Annotated in this window: 24 protein-coding genes; 1 reads left to right on the top strand and 23 read right to left on the bottom strand. The window is 38.9% G+C overall.

The features are described 5' to 3' along the window. Positions 1 to 275 precede the first annotated feature (275 nt). The 17 genes from ATG71_RS10530 to ATG71_RS10450 all read right to left on the bottom strand — a co-directional run bounded on the left by ATG71_RS10530 (position 276) and on the right by ATG71_RS10450 (position 10,291). Positions 276 to 767, bottom strand: coding sequence for a hypothetical protein (locus tag ATG71_RS10530; RefSeq protein ID WP_098439561.1), 492 nt, complete (start codon positions 765 to 767; stop codon positions 276 to 278). A 1-nt stretch (position 768) separates the two neighbouring features. Then, positions 769 to 1,587 carry an SDR family NAD(P)-dependent oxidoreductase gene (locus ATG71_RS10525; protein ID WP_098439560.1) on the bottom strand — a complete coding sequence of 273 codons (819 nt, stop codon included), beginning with the start codon at positions 1,585 to 1,587 and terminating at the stop codon, positions 769 to 771. Between the two features lie 71 nt (positions 1,588 to 1,658). Further along, a complete protein-coding gene (locus ATG71_RS10520; RefSeq protein ID WP_098439559.1) occupies positions 1,659 to 2,144 on the bottom strand; it encodes an NUDIX hydrolase in 486 nt (161 codons plus the stop codon). A gap of 58 nt (positions 2,145 to 2,202) precedes the next feature. Further along, entirely contained in the window at positions 2,203 to 3,069 is an 867-nt protein-coding gene (locus tag ATG71_RS10515) for a GNAT family N-acetyltransferase (protein WP_098439558.1), read from the bottom strand. 262 nt (positions 3,070 to 3,331) lie between these two features. Further along, on the bottom strand, positions 3,332 to 3,895 hold the full coding sequence (locus ATG71_RS10510; RefSeq protein ID WP_098439557.1) for a DUF2812 domain-containing protein: 564 nt from the start codon (positions 3,893 to 3,895) through the stop codon (positions 3,332 to 3,334). Continuing rightward, entirely contained in the window at positions 3,882 to 4,199 is a 318-nt protein-coding gene (locus tag ATG71_RS10505; protein ID WP_098439556.1) for a PadR family transcriptional regulator, read from the bottom strand. Before ATG71_RS10505 ends, ATG71_RS10510 begins: the two co-directional genes overlap by 14 nt. A 147-nt stretch (positions 4,200 to 4,346) precedes the next feature. Then, entirely contained in the window at positions 4,347 to 4,718 is a 372-nt protein-coding gene (locus tag ATG71_RS10500) for a VOC family protein (RefSeq protein ID WP_098441789.1), read from the bottom strand. A 93-nt stretch (positions 4,719 to 4,811) separates the two neighbouring features. After that, the gene (locus ATG71_RS10495; RefSeq protein WP_098439555.1) at positions 4,812 to 5,012 is read right to left on the bottom strand and encodes a hypothetical protein; all 201 of its coding nucleotides are present in this window, start codon (positions 5,010 to 5,012) and stop codon (positions 4,812 to 4,814) included. A 14-nt stretch (positions 5,013 to 5,026) separates the two neighbouring features. After that, positions 5,027 to 5,371, bottom strand: a complete 345-nt coding sequence (locus ATG71_RS10490; RefSeq protein ID WP_098439554.1) for a cell division protein FtsK — start codon at positions 5,369 to 5,371, stop codon at positions 5,027 to 5,029. A 54-nt stretch (positions 5,372 to 5,425) separates the two neighbouring features. Next, the gene (locus ATG71_RS10485) at positions 5,426 to 5,626 is read right to left on the bottom strand and encodes a hypothetical protein (RefSeq protein WP_098439553.1); all 201 of its coding nucleotides are present in this window, start codon (positions 5,624 to 5,626) and stop codon (positions 5,426 to 5,428) included. A gap of 13 nt (positions 5,627 to 5,639) precedes the next feature. Further along, positions 5,640 to 6,530, bottom strand: a complete 891-nt coding sequence (locus ATG71_RS10480) for a hypothetical protein (RefSeq protein WP_098439552.1) — start codon at positions 6,528 to 6,530, stop codon at positions 5,640 to 5,642. A gap of 19 nt (positions 6,531 to 6,549) precedes the next feature. Then, positions 6,550 to 7,203, bottom strand: a complete 654-nt coding sequence (locus tag ATG71_RS10475; RefSeq protein WP_098439551.1) for a DUF3108 domain-containing protein — start codon at positions 7,201 to 7,203, stop codon at positions 6,550 to 6,552. Between the two features lie 15 nt (positions 7,204 to 7,218). Next, on the bottom strand, positions 7,219 to 7,656 hold the full coding sequence (locus ATG71_RS10470) for a VOC family protein (RefSeq protein WP_098439550.1): 438 nt from the start codon (positions 7,654 to 7,656) through the stop codon (positions 7,219 to 7,221). Between the two features lie 52 nt (positions 7,657 to 7,708). Next, the gene (locus tag ATG71_RS10465) at positions 7,709 to 8,125 is read right to left on the bottom strand and encodes an NUDIX hydrolase (protein ID WP_098439549.1); all 417 of its coding nucleotides are present in this window, start codon (positions 8,123 to 8,125) and stop codon (positions 7,709 to 7,711) included. A gap of 101 nt (positions 8,126 to 8,226) precedes the next feature. Then, entirely contained in the window at positions 8,227 to 9,216 is a 990-nt protein-coding gene (locus tag ATG71_RS10460) for an aminoglycoside phosphotransferase family protein (RefSeq protein WP_179886511.1), read from the bottom strand. Between the two features lie 148 nt (positions 9,217 to 9,364). Then, entirely contained in the window at positions 9,365 to 9,859 is a 495-nt protein-coding gene (locus tag ATG71_RS10455) for an AAA family ATPase (RefSeq protein ID WP_098439547.1), read from the bottom strand. 159 nt (positions 9,860 to 10,018) lie between these two features. Beyond that, positions 10,019 to 10,291, bottom strand: coding sequence for a hypothetical protein (locus tag ATG71_RS10450; protein ID WP_098439546.1), 273 nt, complete (start codon positions 10,289 to 10,291; stop codon positions 10,019 to 10,021). Between the two features lie 217 nt (positions 10,292 to 10,508). Here ATG71_RS10450 and ATG71_RS10445 point away from each other — a divergent pair, with 217 nt between their 5' ends. After that, on the top strand, positions 10,509 to 11,081 hold the full coding sequence (locus ATG71_RS10445; RefSeq protein ID WP_286162979.1) for a dienelactone hydrolase family protein: 573 nt from the start codon (positions 10,509 to 10,511) through the stop codon (positions 11,079 to 11,081). 104 nt (positions 11,082 to 11,185) lie between these two features. On the opposite strand, the gene ATG71_RS10440 is transcribed toward ATG71_RS10445, so the two are convergent. The 6 genes from ATG71_RS10440 to ATG71_RS10410 form a co-directional block, all read right to left on the bottom strand. Continuing rightward, positions 11,186 to 11,470 carry a hypothetical protein gene (locus ATG71_RS10440; protein WP_098439544.1) on the bottom strand — a complete coding sequence of 95 codons (285 nt, stop codon included), beginning with the start codon at positions 11,468 to 11,470 and terminating at the stop codon, positions 11,186 to 11,188. A gap of 147 nt (positions 11,471 to 11,617) precedes the next feature. Beyond that, positions 11,618 to 12,085: a GNAT family N-acetyltransferase gene (locus ATG71_RS10435; protein ID WP_098439543.1), complete on the bottom strand. Its 468-nt coding sequence runs from the start codon at positions 12,083 to 12,085 to the stop codon at positions 11,618 to 11,620. Positions 12,086 to 12,260: 175 nt separating this feature from the next. Next, positions 12,261 to 12,788, bottom strand: a complete 528-nt coding sequence (locus ATG71_RS10430; protein WP_098439542.1) for a cysteine hydrolase family protein — start codon at positions 12,786 to 12,788, stop codon at positions 12,261 to 12,263. A gap of 307 nt (positions 12,789 to 13,095) precedes the next feature. Continuing rightward, positions 13,096 to 13,524, bottom strand: coding sequence for a hypothetical protein (locus tag ATG71_RS10420; RefSeq protein WP_098439541.1), 429 nt, complete (start codon positions 13,522 to 13,524; stop codon positions 13,096 to 13,098). Positions 13,525 to 13,564: 40 nt separating this feature from the next. Next, positions 13,565 to 14,323 (bottom strand): serine hydrolase, encoded by a 759-nt coding sequence (locus ATG71_RS10415; protein ID WP_098439540.1) that lies wholly within the window; start codon positions 14,321 to 14,323, stop codon positions 13,565 to 13,567. 62 nt (positions 14,324 to 14,385) lie between these two features. After that, the gene (locus ATG71_RS10410) at positions 14,386 to 15,291 is read right to left on the bottom strand and encodes an alpha/beta hydrolase (protein WP_286162978.1); all 906 of its coding nucleotides are present in this window, start codon (positions 15,289 to 15,291) and stop codon (positions 14,386 to 14,388) included. Positions 15,292 to 15,413: the final 122 nt, after the last annotated feature.

Raw genomic sequence — 15,413 nt, 5'->3', positions numbered from 1 at the left:
TGACCTTCAAGCCTTCTTTTTCATTCTGGAAATCAATGTATGAGAACCCAATACATATAAAAACATGATGATGAAAGGATTTATTGTTGGAAAAACATCTACGCCTCCCTCTTTTACATTTACAACATACAAGTATGAGATGTCGTAGTTTTCTGCAAGGGAAGCCAGCAGAATAAAGCCAACGTAGAACCCAATAAACGATAAGAGGTAAAAAAAGATTATTTTGAAGCTCAAGTTATGAACACCTCCTGTTTGTGTTGTTTAAATGAATACTTTTATTTGACTGTCATTAATGAACCTGCCATCATTTTAAGATCTTCATTAGTCACTTTAGTGTCCCTAAACATTACGGCCAATTGTTGAACATCATCATCGTCAGCCCACTCTAATACTTTTAATTCTTCCTCATCATGTTTCAAAATTGCTTTTTCTCCATTACTTAACTCGATGGATTCAAATCTTTTTGGTGAATCAATTTTGTTATTATAATATGTAGTAAAGCTAAGATTGATCTTATCACTCAATTCACCATCCACAGGTTCATACTCCACCGAGGCATAAGCAGGGGTAGTAGTGAACCTAAGTAATTCAACATTAAAAGGGAACTTTGTTGGCACTTTCATCTTATCTTGAATATATTCTGGCAACTTGTTTACTTCTATTTGGAATGATTCAGGATACTTTGAGATCGGTAATTCGTATTCATTAAGGTTGGAACATGCCCCCAGAGTGACTATAAGTAATAGCATGAAAATTTTCTTTTCCATCTTATCCTCCAAACGGCAATGGTTGAGTTCCATCCACATCTGTAAAATCATATAGTCTTGCTAGATCAGCCACCATCAAGGGCTCGCCTGAAAACCTTGATACCGTTGGGTCTGTTGCTAATCCCACTACTGCACGACCTACATATGCTGTTGTTTCCGTTGCTCCATCTTCCGGTCCAAAACCGGAATCGATTACTCTTTCGGTCCTCATCCAACCTGGACAAACCGCAACGGCTGGAACATTGAAGTCCTTTAATTCCTTTGCCATCCCCACTGTCATTCGATTGATGGCATTCATAGCTAAATCGTAATATAAATTACCCGATATCTTGTCTTTGATAAAAAATGTTATATTTACAATCAACCCTCTTTGATGATTCTGCATCAAAGGCACGGCGTATCGACTGGTCAGTAAATAAGCCTGCGGGCCAGCAACCATCATCGCGTCCCAATGCTCCTTTGGACGTTCCCAAAAATATCTTCCTTTTCCTGAAGGTAGAGAACTTTCGGAACCACCAAAGACACTATTGACTAAAATATCAACCCTGCCATGTTCCCTTTCAATTTGCTCAAACAGGTTTTTCACGTCACTGTCATTTGTATGATCACAGCGTATGGCGATACCCTTACCTCCGCGTGAAGTGACACCATCGGCCGTTTCCTCAATCGTCTCGGGTCGATTATCGGTTGTAGCTCCCCTTACACTTCGCCCCGTCACATACACCGTCGCTCCTGCACTGCCTAGTTCCAAGGCAATCCCTCTACCCGCTCCACGAGATGCACCTGTGACAACAGCAATTTTTCCTTGTAGTGGTTTCATAGTTTGCTAGCTCCCTTACCTACTTCGATTTTAGATACAGAATAATAGTAGTTCATTCCGTGATATTCCAGTCATTTCAAAACTTCCCACTCTTCATAAACCTCTGCACCCAACCCCAACTCATTCGTTTTCAACCACTCAAAAGCTTTCATTACTAAAGGGGATGCGTTTTCCGGAGTTACCTCATGTTCGGAGACCCACACAGCTCCCAATGAGTCTTGCCCTTCAAACTGTTCAGGTATGCTTATTTCCCCACCGGTCTTTCTCACAGAGTAATAAACGGCAATATGATGAACATTTGTAAAGTCTCTCCACACTGAGGGAAATTTGAAATCAATAACCCCGATTTGTTCCTCAATTTCAATCTCTATACCTGTTTCTTCTAGAAACTCTCTCCTCATCGCTTCTGCTAAACTCTCACCTTCTTCCAAACTTCCTCCAGGTAAGTCAAAACGATTAATATAAGGGCCACCAGATTTATGTATTACTAAAAGTTTGCCATCTTCTATATAGATACCGTATACTCCAAAAGCTCTATGATACTTTTTATCTGACATATATATTTGCCTCCTAAAGAAGTGTTTGTTCTGACATTTCCATTGATATCCCTGCATCTTATCCAAACACCTGAGCAGCAATTCCAAATAATTCATTATTTCTCTGCGGCATCTTCGTCGAATGTAACATCATGATGGGTGGATTACTCACATTTACAAACCCGAATTGCTCTAATGTTTCCATAAATGCTTCCTGACCTGATGGTATATCGATCCTTAACTTGCCTTGATGTCCACTGGCCAGTTTATCTAGAATAATAGATGCTATCTGAGCATCAGGTGCTACCACTGGTCCTATGATAAGATTGATCGGTCCTAATATGGATAAACCAAAACCTATCAAGCTCCCATTTTTATCTTTCACTACTACACATTGCTCGGATTGATTTATTCTATATTCAAGAAAATGACTTCTCTTATCTCCAAATGCCGCTTCATCCAGCTTCACAATTTCGCGAAAATGGCTCGCATGAAAATTTTCAATGGTAACCGTTATATTGGTTTTATTAGAAGTTGAGTAGGTGTCGCAAATATACTTATGCACCCGATCAACGGATTTGAATCCCATTTTTTCATAAAGAGGCTTGCCCTCTTCAGTCGAAATTAACATGATTGAAATGGCCTCTTTAAGAGAATTGATACATCGTTGCGTCGCTTCTTTTCCTAATCCCAATCCCCTATATTCTTTGTTGACTATGACCATTCCAATGGAGGCCACCATCGCTTCATAAGGGATAATGGCTGCACTTGACACAATGATCCCCTGAGCGTTTTTATGACCGAAAACGCTACCAGCTGACATCACCGTACCAATCTCGTGTTCATCATAGTCCCACCCAACTGATTTTGACAGCTCAATTAACCCTGGTACGTCTTCTTGGTCAAACTGGACTAATTGTAACGTTGATTTGTTGCTTGTATTCATCCATTTTTCTCCTTTATTGATTCCAATGAGAGTATGATTCTGTTTCACCATCAGGTACAATGAGTGACAGAGAAGGTAAGAGAAGCATTCTGTTCTTCTGAAATTCTGTAACTTAATACCAATTATTCCAAAATCGATCATCTTACTCAAGAAAAACTTCACATAAAAAAGAAGCTCATCCTGTTTGAATAAGCCCCGTTCACATTAAACACTGTAATTTACAGTCATTAGTATTCTAAAAGAGTCAATACTCTTCTCACTATTATTCTTTCAACCCCGTATACTTCCGATAAGCCTTATAATAACTCCCGGCCAATAAAACCACCATAAAAGCAGGAAACAATTTCAACAGAACAAATGGCGTTTCAAAGATAAACGCTTTCCAAAATAACTCATTCTCCATACTCCAAAGGCCTTCATGATATAATAACGAATCTCTATAGTAAGTAAATGAATACACCAGAAATATCATACCAAACCAAAAGGAATAGCCCATGATTCTCTTATAATAATGACTCCTAGACTCTCGATCAGAAAAGATTTCATCCTGGTCATCGCTTTCTTTTTGCCAATAACGTAGTCCGCTCAGCCAGTACCCTTTCAGGTAGTTCCAACCGAAATCCTCATAGATCCCTTTGTATTCCTCGAGCTTTTTCTTGGATAGATAATCCTGATAGTCCAGGCGCATCACGTAGCTCTTGTCGGTTTTTTCGAAGGTGTACACGCCCAGTCCACTAATGTTTATGCACCGATAGCCTTTTTGTAATTGCTCGTTCAGCCAACGTTCTTCTTTTTCAATACTGATGAACCATTTAAACTTCTTCATTCGCTTCACTTCCTTCATACAAGGATAATATATGCACGAGCCTTTCTTGCTCCATTTTCAAAATGGCGCTTCCTTCTGAAGTTATACTGTAAATCTTTCTCCTGCCTGAATGTCCAACAGGTTCGATCCAACCATGTTTATTCAGGTTCTCAATCGCACCGTATAATGTACCGGCCGCTAACATAACCGTCCCATTACTCATTTCTTCAATCTTCTGCATGGCGGCATACCCGTGAAGTGGCTCACGGAGAGCTAATAAAATGTAATGCATCGTTTCCGATAATGGCAATAATTTATGTTTCATATTCTCATCCTTTTATTCAGTTCAACTATATAGTTCGGCTTAATAACAATTTATTACAGTTCAACTGAATAGTCAACCATATTTTTGAAATTCCATTAAAAAAGCCGATTTCCGGTACATTCGGAAATCGGCTTGCTGTATGACCTATTACCAGTGGGCTTGCAACTTATTGCCATCTGGATCGTAAAAATGGAAAAAGGCATGACCGCTATCTTCTTTTATCTCATCGACCTTTACCCCGTGATCCGTTAAGTGTTGATGAAATTCACCCAGCTTAGGGCTTGTAAAGCCAATGCTAAATTCCTGTTCCTGATTTACTGTAAAATGGGCAAAGGTTTCATCCTCCGTCGGGATAAGGATCAGTAAGAACGGTCCTTCATTTACTTTGATGGCGGCCAGTTCCTCGTTAACGTTTAATAGCTCTAGACCCAACATATCTCTGTACCAATGTGCTGACTGTTCGACATTCTTAACTGGAATTCTAATATAATGCACTTGTTCAATGAATGATTTACTCAAATCCTTCTCTCCTTTAAACTGGTCTATCAAGTAGTTCGCTTTGTGCATTCCCTTCTCCTTTAATTTTCTATAAAATTCCAGATTTTTCATCTCTTAGTCCATTCTTTTGCCATCATTCTCTTCCTCAGGATCTCTCACTTTGCCGTCCAGGATATCGTCTAGAGGAGTGTATTGATTGTTCGGGAGTTTCTTTTTTCGAATGGCTCTAATGATAATAAATGCCGGAATGGCAAGATATACAACAAATGCAAGTCCCGTTGATAATACCTCTTGAATGCGATTAATGATTTCCATCTACCCTTTCCCCCTTAAAGAATGAGGACATGAACCGCTCCCACCATATGCATATACAATCCTGTGAGAGATAGAACCGTGCCCAGTAAAAACGTCCATGGGTTGTCTTCTGTTTCTTTATCAAAGGTCCAGATTGTAAAGAAGGCTACCGTCAAAGTGATGTTTGGGAAAATGACATATTGGGGTCCGAATGCGAAGGATATCCCGCCAAAAATCAGGACAAAAATGCCATAGGGATTGGCATTCTTGATACGATCAATGTATTCTTTTTCAGCAGTCGAGAAACCTTCATCATCATAGGAGTAGAACACCTGCTTTAGTCTATTAAGGAGATTGACGATCTTTTTAAATACTTTCATTTTCTCCTTCACTTCCTTCCTAACCGCTGGAATCCGAGAAGCTCCATATCCATTTTACGTATCAGCTTTTCCTCTACCATCATGTTTTCTTGAACTGTAAAAACACAACAGACCAGCAGATACAAAAAGAAGGAAGGGAATGATGACATACTCAGGCATAATGATCGTCCAATAAAGGAGATACGCACTTATGGCAAATAGAAACCAGCTAATGATCAGTAAAAAACTTGAAGTCAGTTCTTTGAATGTAGTCATGGCACGCTCCTCCCTAGGATTGTTTCCGGAAGCACTTCATATGATAGAGACCCCAATCTTCTTTAAGATCATCAAAATGCACAATACTCCAAGAATTAAAAAAGGTCTGTCCACGTTTGTTAAAGAAGGAATGCCCGTCTATGCAGTAAGAGGCGTGTTGAATGATTCCGTCTGCATTTTCCCATGTAAGCACATCACCTGCTCTCATATCTTCGGGAGAGGTCAAGTGATAATCCTCATTTTCCAAACTTTGAAGAAACGTCTGAGGATGTACCCATTCATGGATGATCCATTCCTGTTTAGTTATCGCGAAAAGGGTGGCCGATAAACAATTACTACCTGCTCTGGATGGAAAGGTGTTGGAAAATGGTAGTAAGTGCGGAGGAGTTTTGGGCGGAACTTCATAGCAAGTCCAATCCTCCCATTGCTCGGCAATGTCTGTCATGAGGTCTTCTTTACTAGTATAAGAGAGGTCTTCCCACATCGCTTTGTGAAGGACTAACTGCTTCTCTCCCTTGACCTCTATCATATTTTGACTAAGGAATGATGTGTCTACAGAGAAGTCCGAGATCGGATGAATCAATCCCCTGTTCACTTCCACTTGAATCTGAAAAAGCTCGATTTTCTTCTCAACTGGCAGCTGATCCACCCAGCCTGGAGGTGCTACAAGTACATACTTAACGTTCTTTGATAGATTCCAATACTCATAGCTGTTCGCAAGTTGTACCTGTTTATAAGATGAATGGTTCTTGAACTCTTCGTGGGGAACCACTAGGACATTACTTAGATATTCTTTAAAACTGGCAAGGTTGGTCTCTGGGAGGAAAAAGAGGTCTTTGTCCGGCACAAATGTTTGTATCCATTTCTTCATAGTGTCTGGTGTTGGTTGAATTTTTCTTTTCACTTTCATTCTCCTCTGTCGTTCATCCTCTGCGAAATTCCAAGACAAGCCCATCTCCAATCATAGAAGACTGTTTCAGCAGCTCCTTGTTGGCAGGATCAATCCAATAATATTGAAGGGTCTCCCCAAAATACGTTTTTACCTTCCAAGCATCAACAAATTCGTCAAAGCCTCTTTTGACAAGCTCTGACTCGACTACTTGAATGTGAATATCAACTTCTGACTCAAGCGTTGCATTGAAACCATTTAATTGTAGGGAATAACCAGACTTCAACGGCAGCACACGCAATATCAGCTCCACAGAAAACGTCTCAACATAGTATCCATTTAGCTTGATGGATTTTTCACTATCTTTAATCGAGATATGTACTCCTTCATCACTATATTCCGCTTTCACTTGTTGAGTACCGTTTACGTAATCAGTGAATGAAATGGGTCTAAATGTTGTCTTTTCAATTATAGTGATGCCTTTTCTGTTGCCTAAAACATCTGAATTCAATGTTTGCACTCTCTCAATAGCATCTCGGCCGTTGATTCGAACAAACCTTATCTTCTCTTTGGTGGAACCAACCTTTGTTTCTTTTCCGTTTTCAATAAGATAAATGTCCTTTACATCTTCAGTCTCAACTAGTGTCTCTGCACTTATTTTCATCGGTTGTGCTCTACTCTCTTCCATATCTCCATCCCTTTATTATCTTATTTCCTCTGCCAGCTCTAAAATAATCCCCTCCGGACCACGTACGTAGCATAGCTTATAACTATCTTCGTATTGTTGTATCTCGCTAAAAGTTTCCGTACCTTTTTCTTTTAAATGAGCAACCATGGTTTCAAGATCATCAACAGCAAAGCAAATATGGCGGATACCCAAAGTGTTGGGGAAGGTTTGCTGAATACCCTTTTCATCTGACGGTGTACGGTACTTGACGAGTTCTATCCATGTCTGACCGTCCGGCAATCCCATTCCTACGCATGACGTTTTCACATCTTTCATGCCGACCACCTTGTCCAGCAGCTCTCCATCCATCTCCCATTCGGCTTTTACCTTTAGTCCTAAATCAATAAAGAACTCTTTAGCCTTTGAAAGGTCGTTTACGTTGATACTAATATGATCCATTTTGTTGATTTTCATGTTAGTCCTCCTATGTTCTTGTGCATTGCTAACAATTAACATACAAATGATCTCATAGCATCTTGTCCGCCAGTTTAATATTCTCCTTTAGATATACAGGTAGTTCCGGATGGGCAAGAATTTCTAAGGTAGTCATCCAAATGACATCATCAACTTCTTCAGTACTTTTAGCGAAAGGTTCTCCAGTTTTGTGATGACACAGAAAAACGATATCAATTACATGGATTCCTGAGTCAGTATCAAAGGAAGAACTATTTACATATTTAAGCCCCGTAACCTCGCAATCTACTTCCTCAAAAATCTCTCGGATCAAAGTTCTTTCTAGAATATCTGATGAAACTCCTTCCATTTCACACTTTCCGCCTACTAGTGAAAGCGTGCCTCCAGCGTGTTCCTCCTTTTCACTTCTCATTACTAACAGCCACTTTCCATCTCGGTGAATAGCACCTTCTACATTGACTACAAACACAAAATAATCCCCCTAAAAATAAATTCAATTTTTATCTATCCTGCGATTATGGCAATAGCCGGATCAATTAGCTGTTCTTCAGTGATTGCCCCCGTTAGATATTACAAAATACTCGATGATAAACCTTTAGATAGTAAGTATTCTTCCGCTTCTTTGATTCTTGTTCCGTTATGTTTTACAAATAATTCATAACGCCGCTTCAACCACTCAAAAGACCTGTCACGAATATGCGAGTCATCTGCACCTTGTATCAGGGGCACCACTTTAGTAAATGAGTCAAAACTTGATAAAGCTTCAAAGCACTCCAAATGTTCAATTTTCTTATTAATGAGGCTCTGATAAGCATCGAGTATCATTTCTTTGAAGCACACTCCATACCACGAATATCCGAATGTAAGGCTATTCGCTATATCGAAACGAGGATCTCCTATAAAAGCTTTTTCCCAATCTAAAATATATAATTTATTTTCGTTCGTTAAGATGGTATTCCCAAAGTGATAATCTCCGTGATTTAAAGCTTCAGTAAATGAAACATCCCTAAACTTCTTCGATATGTTTTGAAGGGAATTAACGTAAATAGAGTTTTCAAACTTTGAGACTCTATTTTTTAAACTTTCTATATAAAAGTGGATATCCTTTTTTTGTCGGAAATCGATATCGTCATGAACCTCTTCAGTGCAAATGGAATGAATATGTGCAAGGGTTGCACCAAATTTTCCAAACGCTACTTCCTTATCTGCTGAATCGGATGTGATATATCTGTCCAGAGTATCCCCTTCAACGAATTCCATCAGCATTATTCCCTTTTCAATATCTACAAAATAGACAGTTGGAGTACTGATAAAGGAATTTACAGAATTACTCCTAAGAAGTTTTAATTCTTTAGTAAGCTTCAGAATTTCGCTAAATTCTTTTAAGACAACATCCTCACTAAATACCCCCTCATCATGGAAATAAGTAAGATGAAACATTGCAATGTTATTATTAAACCCATCATTATTTGTTTGTAAATTCTTTATCTCTATTTCTGTGCCTTTTCTTTTATTTTTCTTAATCAGTTGTTCTACTGTTTTATGTACTGCTACATTCAAATTTTCTGCCCCCAGCTTGAACCTATTCCATACTCATTCCTTGTTACAGATATTCTATTGAAAGAAGGATTATTTCTTTCTAATTTGATCAACCTCGCCTGAGATAAATTGACCACCATTCAGTTGGTTTAGCAATGCTTTACCTTAGCTAATTTCCTTCGCTTTGAAGAACGATCTCATCCGCAATATGTTCAATTGGTTTAGTTGCGTCAATGATCATCCCAGTTCTTGGAATGTCTTCTTTCGTCTCATGCAAACGAACTATGAGCTCCCTTTCCGACTTCTTCCCTCCAAATTCATCTTCCGGTCGAGCGTCCAGGCGTTGGTTCAATGTTTCAATATCGACCTCGAGAATAAACACACAATCAAATAGATCGATAAATTTCGAGAAGTTACGAGAACCACCGCAGAAAAATGTTACTGGCTCATTCTTGTTATCGACCAACGCTTTTACCTTATCCACATCCCATATATGGTTCTCGTGAGAGGCAGTATCGGTCTTTTCACCAGTTTCCGGATCGCCCTGATAAGCCAATTCCCGGTCACCATGGATGGCTTGATAGCCGCGCCGCTGCAATTCATTACAGACGGTAGTTTTACCGGTGCAGGAAACCCCTTCAATTAGATAATTCTTAACGCCCATTGTTAAAGCCTCCTTTCATTCTCCAGATTTGGTATGCGCCTTCAGTAGAACATCTTATGTAATTGTTAACCCTAATAAATGGTCCGAAAACAAGATAAACTCTTCTAGATACATAGGTGAATTCGGTGATGCAAAGGGTGTTAGTTTCACATTTGTTAGTCAAATACAAGCAGAAGAATTTACGATTGTTTTGTTTGTAATGTCTATTTCTGGACTAAGCTCGTATTCTTGCAGAGCACGACCCAGAATAGGTTCTTCTTCTATATTTTCTTCTAGTTGCATCTGAAAATCAGCCTCGATGGTGGCAGATTGGGTAAGAAAGATCATCTTCTTTTCTGGGTATTTATCCTTTAGTTCCTCGAATTTAATTTGTAATTCTACGATCGTCAGTTTTTTAAAGTCTACCGCCTCTACTAATTCTTTACCTTTCATATGTGCGCCTCCCTATTTTTAGTAAAAGAGTAAGCATTACTTTCTTAAAAGTCGTAACTCCCAATTCCAATTATTTCAAATAGCACTAATAAAACGCAAGAAAATTTTAACAATCTCTTTCAAATCTATGATCTTGAGGAGGAAGTTAAAGTGTTGGCAGGTCAAACAGTATTTTTGTCGAAATTTATACATAAGACATATTAAAATGGGGGCGTAAATGATGGCAAAAGTTTTGTTGTTCCACCATGTTTTGGGTAAAACGAAGGGAATTGAAGCATTCGCAGATCAACTGAGAGATGCGGGACATATTGTGCATGTACCGGATTTATTTGATGGCCGTACGTTTTCCTCACTCGAGGAAGGCTTAGGATTTGTGAAGGAAATCGGGTTTGGAGAAGTGACGGCGCGTGGCATTCGGGCAGCCGGCGATCTTTCTAAAGATGTCGTCTATGCTGGTTTTTCACTAGGTGTCCCGGCAGCACAGCAGCTCGCTCAAACACGCGAAGGCTCAAAAGGAGCACTGTTTTTCCATGCATGCCTCCCGACCTCCGAGTTCGAATCTCCATGGCCAGCCGACTTGCCAGTGCAAATTCATGCCATGAATGAAGATCCTTTCTTCGTTGAAGACGGAGACATCGATGCAGCACGGGAACTTGTGAAATCTGCAAAACACGCTGAGCTTTTTCTATATGAGGGCAAGGAACACCTCTTCACCGACAGCAGCATACCCTCTTACGATGCCGACGCGACAAAGCTTGTGATCAAGCGGGTTCTCGACTTTCTCGCATAATCATCAGGAAGCACGGGGGAAGCATGGGGACGGTTCTTATGCTTCCTTTTTTGACTAACACGAAGCAGCAAGCCATCCCAAGGCGGAATGTTCAACTAATCATTTCAGGATGATGATTTGATTAGCGATATTAACTTATATCTTTCTTCACCATCATTCTTTATCTTTACAACAATATTATCCTGGAGTAAGTATTCTCTTACTGCTTCATTATGAAATATCCGTTCATAATACATGCCATTATCGCTAAGCTCCTTGAACCACCCCTCTTTTTTTAACTTTCGTATATTCTTTTGAAATCTTATATCGTCTAAGTCTAATCCCCCCATAAATATTATGCCTAAGATTACACTTCCAATAGTCCCTAAAATAATCTTAACTATTCTCATTTTAATCGCCTCTTAATCATTATTGTTTATAACTTTTATTCATCCACCTTCACTATTAGCTAGGGAAGCATAGGGACGGTTCTTGTGCTTCCTTTTCTTTACAACAAAAAGTCACTTCAGCCCTCTCCCCAGTTACATTAAGGAGAGTTAATAACATGTATATTCCATCTTCAAAAACTCAAATGTGCTGCCATTTGTATCTTGCATAAAAGTCTCTACATCTTTAAATCCAACTTTTCTGTATAGTTTTATCGCCCTCTGATTAAAGGTTGCTACTGATAATGTAATTTTTTCAGATTTAAATTCTGATTGTACAAAGTTAATCCCTGTACTCAAAAATTCGATCCCATTACCCTTTCCAGTTAAATCTGGCCTCATCCCTAACCCAATATCAAAAATCCCGTCAGCGATTCTACTAACACTGAAGAAGGCAACCAGTTCCTTATCTTTTGAAACAGCAAACGTTGTATTCCCTCGTTCTTCCGGGTTTAAAAATTCAGCTAAATCTTCTGCATCAGCTTCCATATCGTAATATGAATAATCACCATCATAGTGCCATTTAAATGCAATATTTTCTGCCTGTTCTTGTGTCATAACATTAAATTCATAAGTCATTTTATACCTCTTCCACTATTCTAATTTACTTCCTTATGTAATTACCTCTTTGCGTCAGTACACAACCTATAGAAACTGACTTTTCCTTCTTCCAGATAACCTGCTGAAAGATAACCCCCATCACACCAAACCGATTCCCATGGCACCCTCTAGACCGGAAGTACTTAGATTTCTTTCAACAATCAAACGTAATTTCCTTACTTGGATAAACATCTGCAAACCAACGCAACACTCCATTATGGTGGTTTATAATTTGTTGGGCAGTGATATCTTGCGAATCCCAAGTGCTGTGTGCATCTGAAGCTATAGTGACCTTGTAATCCAAACTAAAGGCTCTTCTACACGTTGTATCCACACACGCTTCTGTTTGAATTCCCGTAATGACCAAATGTTCAATACCTTGCTTTTTCAGTTCATCATTTAAAGAAGTATTATAAAATGAATCCGGAGTCGTTTTTTGAATGAAGACATCTTGAGTGTTTGGAGTAATGTCCGGGTGAATCTCCCAACCCTTTGTACCGTACTCTAATGGCTTTCCAGCAGGTGCATTATGTTGGATAAAGAATATCGATGCCTCGTTAGAGCGTGCTTTTTCAATTAGATCTTTTACAGTTTGTAGTAACCTTTCACCTTTGTAAACAACATTACCTTCCTGAAACATCCCATTTTGAACGTCTATAACCAGTAGTGCATTCTTCATCATTTTCCCCCTTGAATAAACGTACGTTGAATACTAGCCTTCTTTTAAAATAAGAGACTTTTACATTCGACCTTCTTTGATCCATGTCCAAATACGGTAGCTACCGAATACCGAAACTAAGAGAAGTAAAATCATGAATATAACGTAAATGGATAATCTATTGATTTCTTGTAAACCTTCATTGTTAGCCACTACCTATATTGATAATCCAAGCAGCATGAAGTAACAAAATACATTAGGAATAATCCAAACGATTATTAACGTTGTGTTTTTCAAAATATCCCCCCAAAAGCAAGTACCAAGTTTCTACTTATTCACACTGATTACGTTCAAAATGCTTCCCTTCCTTTGGCAAACTTCCCTCTGGAGGTGTCCAAGCGGTTTGGCAAATAGTCTTTTCATCTACCACTGAGTATGTGTAAATCCAGCCTTTTTCGTTTTCAAACTCAACCTTTAAATGATAAGGATTGAATTGCCTCCTTGTTTGATGATCAATTTTCCATTCTTGATCGGGATATTTTTTTTCGAGAAAATAGTTTAGTTGTTCTGTCTTATGTGATACTTGATAATCAATCCAATAGGGTCGAATCACGAAAAATGAAAGGACTATTAGGGTTATTGAGGACGCGATAATGAAACTCCATTTTCTACTCTTTTTAGGCAATAAAAATGCCGTTACAAAGAGGATCAGGATAAATGCAGCACACATTGTTATTTCTATTAGCGTTATTGGATGCACGAACATTCCCCCATCATTCCCGATACCTAAATAAAGCTGCTTACTGTTTTACATATTCACCATAAAGCAACTCCATCGCTTCCATAATCTTATGGTCTGAATCCTGATGGTTTAATCGATTCCGTAAGTTAATCGCCCCTAATGCAAATATATAAGGGTTTTCATTGAAGTCGCCCATTATTCCGATATCAACAGCTACAGTTTCCAGTCCACCTGTCATATGATTTAGATGGTGGACTGGTATTTGTCCTATATTTCCCTTTTGTCTTACCAATCCATTCATGATCGGTGTCCACAAGAGAGGCTGTATTTTGTACCCTTGATAAATATGTATCATCAAATCTAGCAATTCGTTAAGCTGACCCATATTATTAATATCCCTTGGGTTTTCAGTAACCTGTATGGAGGGATAATAAGACTGGAGAGACTCATTTACCTTTTCCCAATCTCCACAACATTCAACTATGCTTCTGGCAATATAGCTATCGTGGCAAGCAATCATTACTTCAACCGCTTCCCTCAACGGAAGGGTTTGTCTATTTTTTAAGTGAGGATAAAGCTCTTTACTATCTTCTTCCGGATTAAATGACACCTCTTCAACAAGGGAATCCCACTTAACCACATCATCCTCTACCCATTTCGCTACACAAAATGCTATTGCCACTTTTGCAGCTGAAGCAAGGGGGATTTTGAGTTCACTATTTAGTGAGGCACTTTCTTTCTTTTCTTTAGTGGAATAGATTGTTAAGCCTACTTCTCCAACTTCTATTTCTTTCAGTTTTTCTATTACGTTATTCACTTTTCTTCACCTGCTTCGTTTTTAATGGACAGATATTTCTTACAATTTTGTATCAGTCCACACTATTCACCCGTCCCTACCATTTTATGTACACTCTCAATAATCAAATCCGGTCTATCGAGGAACACAGAATGTCCTGAATGACTCGCAAACACTAATTCACCCTTTAAAGACAATTTACTCTGGTTGGTGATAAGCTCTTCCCACTTCTCTTCAAAAACTCGTAACTCCCATTCAGGTATGCCATTTCCCAATTCAGATTGAATCGTAAATTCCTTATCCCGTCCAATTACGATCAATGGAACACCAGGAAAATCTCCTAGACTCCTGATAACTTCTGCATCTTTCGTCCATTCCTTGATCTCTGATGCCATCGCTTTATAAAGGAATGGACTCACTTGAAAGTCCAACAGTTTTTGCTGAATGGCCTTTGAAAATTGATGTTGTTTTTCCGTAAGTGAAGGCTTCAGTATTTCCAATAGTTCTTGTTCACTCTTGGTTGAATACTCCAAGCTCTTTTCAATCCACGATTCATCTGTGTCTTGGTTTAATACCGGTAGATCAAGCTTCTCTAATTCTTTTAAGTCAACAGAAGTCGAGTCCACTAATATGACTCCGGCCACCTTTTCAGGATGCACTTTAGCGAAGTGTTGAACACATAGGCCGCCATACGAGTGTCCCATTAAATAAAATGGCTCGTCGATTTGAAGGTGATTGAGGATTTCGGCTAAATCACGAACGGTGGATGCTGTATTTTGAATACCACTCCCAATCTCACTCTTCCCCAGTCCCTGTCGATGAAACGTTAGAACTCTAGACGCTTCACTTAAATTTTCTATTACCTCATACCACTCCTCAAATGAGCAGCCCATCCCTGTAAGAATAATAACAAGCGGACCTTTATTCCCTTTAAGAAGAACTTCCATTTTGTGGTCATTGATTTTGATCAGTTGATTAATAGCTCTCAATCCTTTCGCTATCTCTAATGTTAATTATTTCAAATTTTTCAATTTTGAGCAATGCTCGGGTTTCATTAAATTCCAATACTAAATCTTCCCCCCAAACATTTAGTTGATCGGTGAAATGGTCC

Origin of the sequence: Bacillus sp. es.034 (assembly GCF_002563655.1) — a bacterium.
In the GTDB taxonomy this organism is placed as follows: Bacteria; Bacillota; Bacilli; order Bacillales; family Bacillaceae_B; genus Rossellomorea.
The sequence above is the reverse complement of the archived record's forward strand: the minus strand, read 5'-3'. Positions and strand labels throughout refer to the sequence as shown.

What these genes read in the sequence shown, in the direction of transcription:
- ATG71_RS10530 (WP_098439561.1), bottom strand. Translation starts at nt 767, where the DNA reads ATGGAAAAGAAAATTTTCATGCTATTACTTATAGTCACTCTGGGGGCA.
- ATG71_RS10525 (WP_098439560.1), bottom strand. Translation starts at nt 1,587, where the DNA reads ATGAAACCACTACAAGGAAAAATTGCTGTTGTCACAGGTGCATCTCGT.
- ATG71_RS10520 (WP_098439559.1), bottom strand. Translation starts at nt 2,144, where the DNA reads ATGTCAGATAAAAAGTATCATAGAGCTTTTGGAGTATACGGTATCTAT.
- ATG71_RS10515 (WP_098439558.1), bottom strand. Translation starts at nt 3,069, where the DNA reads ATGAATACAAGCAACAAATCAACGTTACAATTAGTCCAGTTTGACCAA.
- ATG71_RS10510 (WP_098439557.1), bottom strand. Translation starts at nt 3,895, where the DNA reads ATGAAGAAGTTTAAATGGTTCATCAGTATTGAAAAAGAAGAACGTTGG.
- ATG71_RS10505 (WP_098439556.1), bottom strand. Translation starts at nt 4,199, where the DNA reads ATGAAACATAAATTATTGCCATTATCGGAAACGATGCATTACATTTTA.
- ATG71_RS10495 (WP_098439555.1), bottom strand. Translation starts at nt 5,012, where the DNA reads ATGGAAATCATTAATCGCATTCAAGAGGTATTATCAACGGGACTTGCA.
- ATG71_RS10490 (WP_098439554.1), bottom strand. Translation starts at nt 5,371, where the DNA reads ATGAAAGTATTTAAAAAGATCGTCAATCTCCTTAATAGACTAAAGCAG.
- ATG71_RS10485 (WP_098439553.1), bottom strand. Translation starts at nt 5,626, where the DNA reads ATGACTACATTCAAAGAACTGACTTCAAGTTTTTTACTGATCATTAGC.
- ATG71_RS10475 (WP_098439551.1), bottom strand. Translation starts at nt 7,203, where the DNA reads ATGGAAGAGAGTAGAGCACAACCGATGAAAATAAGTGCAGAGACACTA.
- ATG71_RS10470 (WP_098439550.1), bottom strand. Translation starts at nt 7,656, where the DNA reads ATGAAAATCAACAAAATGGATCATATTAGTATCAACGTAAACGACCTT.
- ATG71_RS10455 (WP_098439547.1), bottom strand. Translation starts at nt 9,859, where the DNA reads ATGGGCGTTAAGAATTATCTAATTGAAGGGGTTTCCTGCACCGGTAAA.
- ATG71_RS10450 (WP_098439546.1), bottom strand. Translation starts at nt 10,291, where the DNA reads ATGAAAGGTAAAGAATTAGTAGAGGCGGTAGACTTTAAAAAACTGACG.
- ATG71_RS10445 (WP_286162979.1), top strand. Translation starts at nt 10,509, where the DNA reads ATGATGGCAAAAGTTTTGTTGTTCCACCATGTTTTGGGTAAAACGAAG.
- ATG71_RS10440 (WP_098439544.1), bottom strand. Translation starts at nt 11,470, where the DNA reads ATGAGAATAGTTAAGATTATTTTAGGGACTATTGGAAGTGTAATCTTA.
- ATG71_RS10435 (WP_098439543.1), bottom strand. Translation starts at nt 12,085, where the DNA reads ATGACTTATGAATTTAATGTTATGACACAAGAACAGGCAGAAAATATT.
- ATG71_RS10430 (WP_098439542.1), bottom strand. Translation starts at nt 12,788, where the DNA reads ATGATGAAGAATGCACTACTGGTTATAGACGTTCAAAATGGGATGTTT.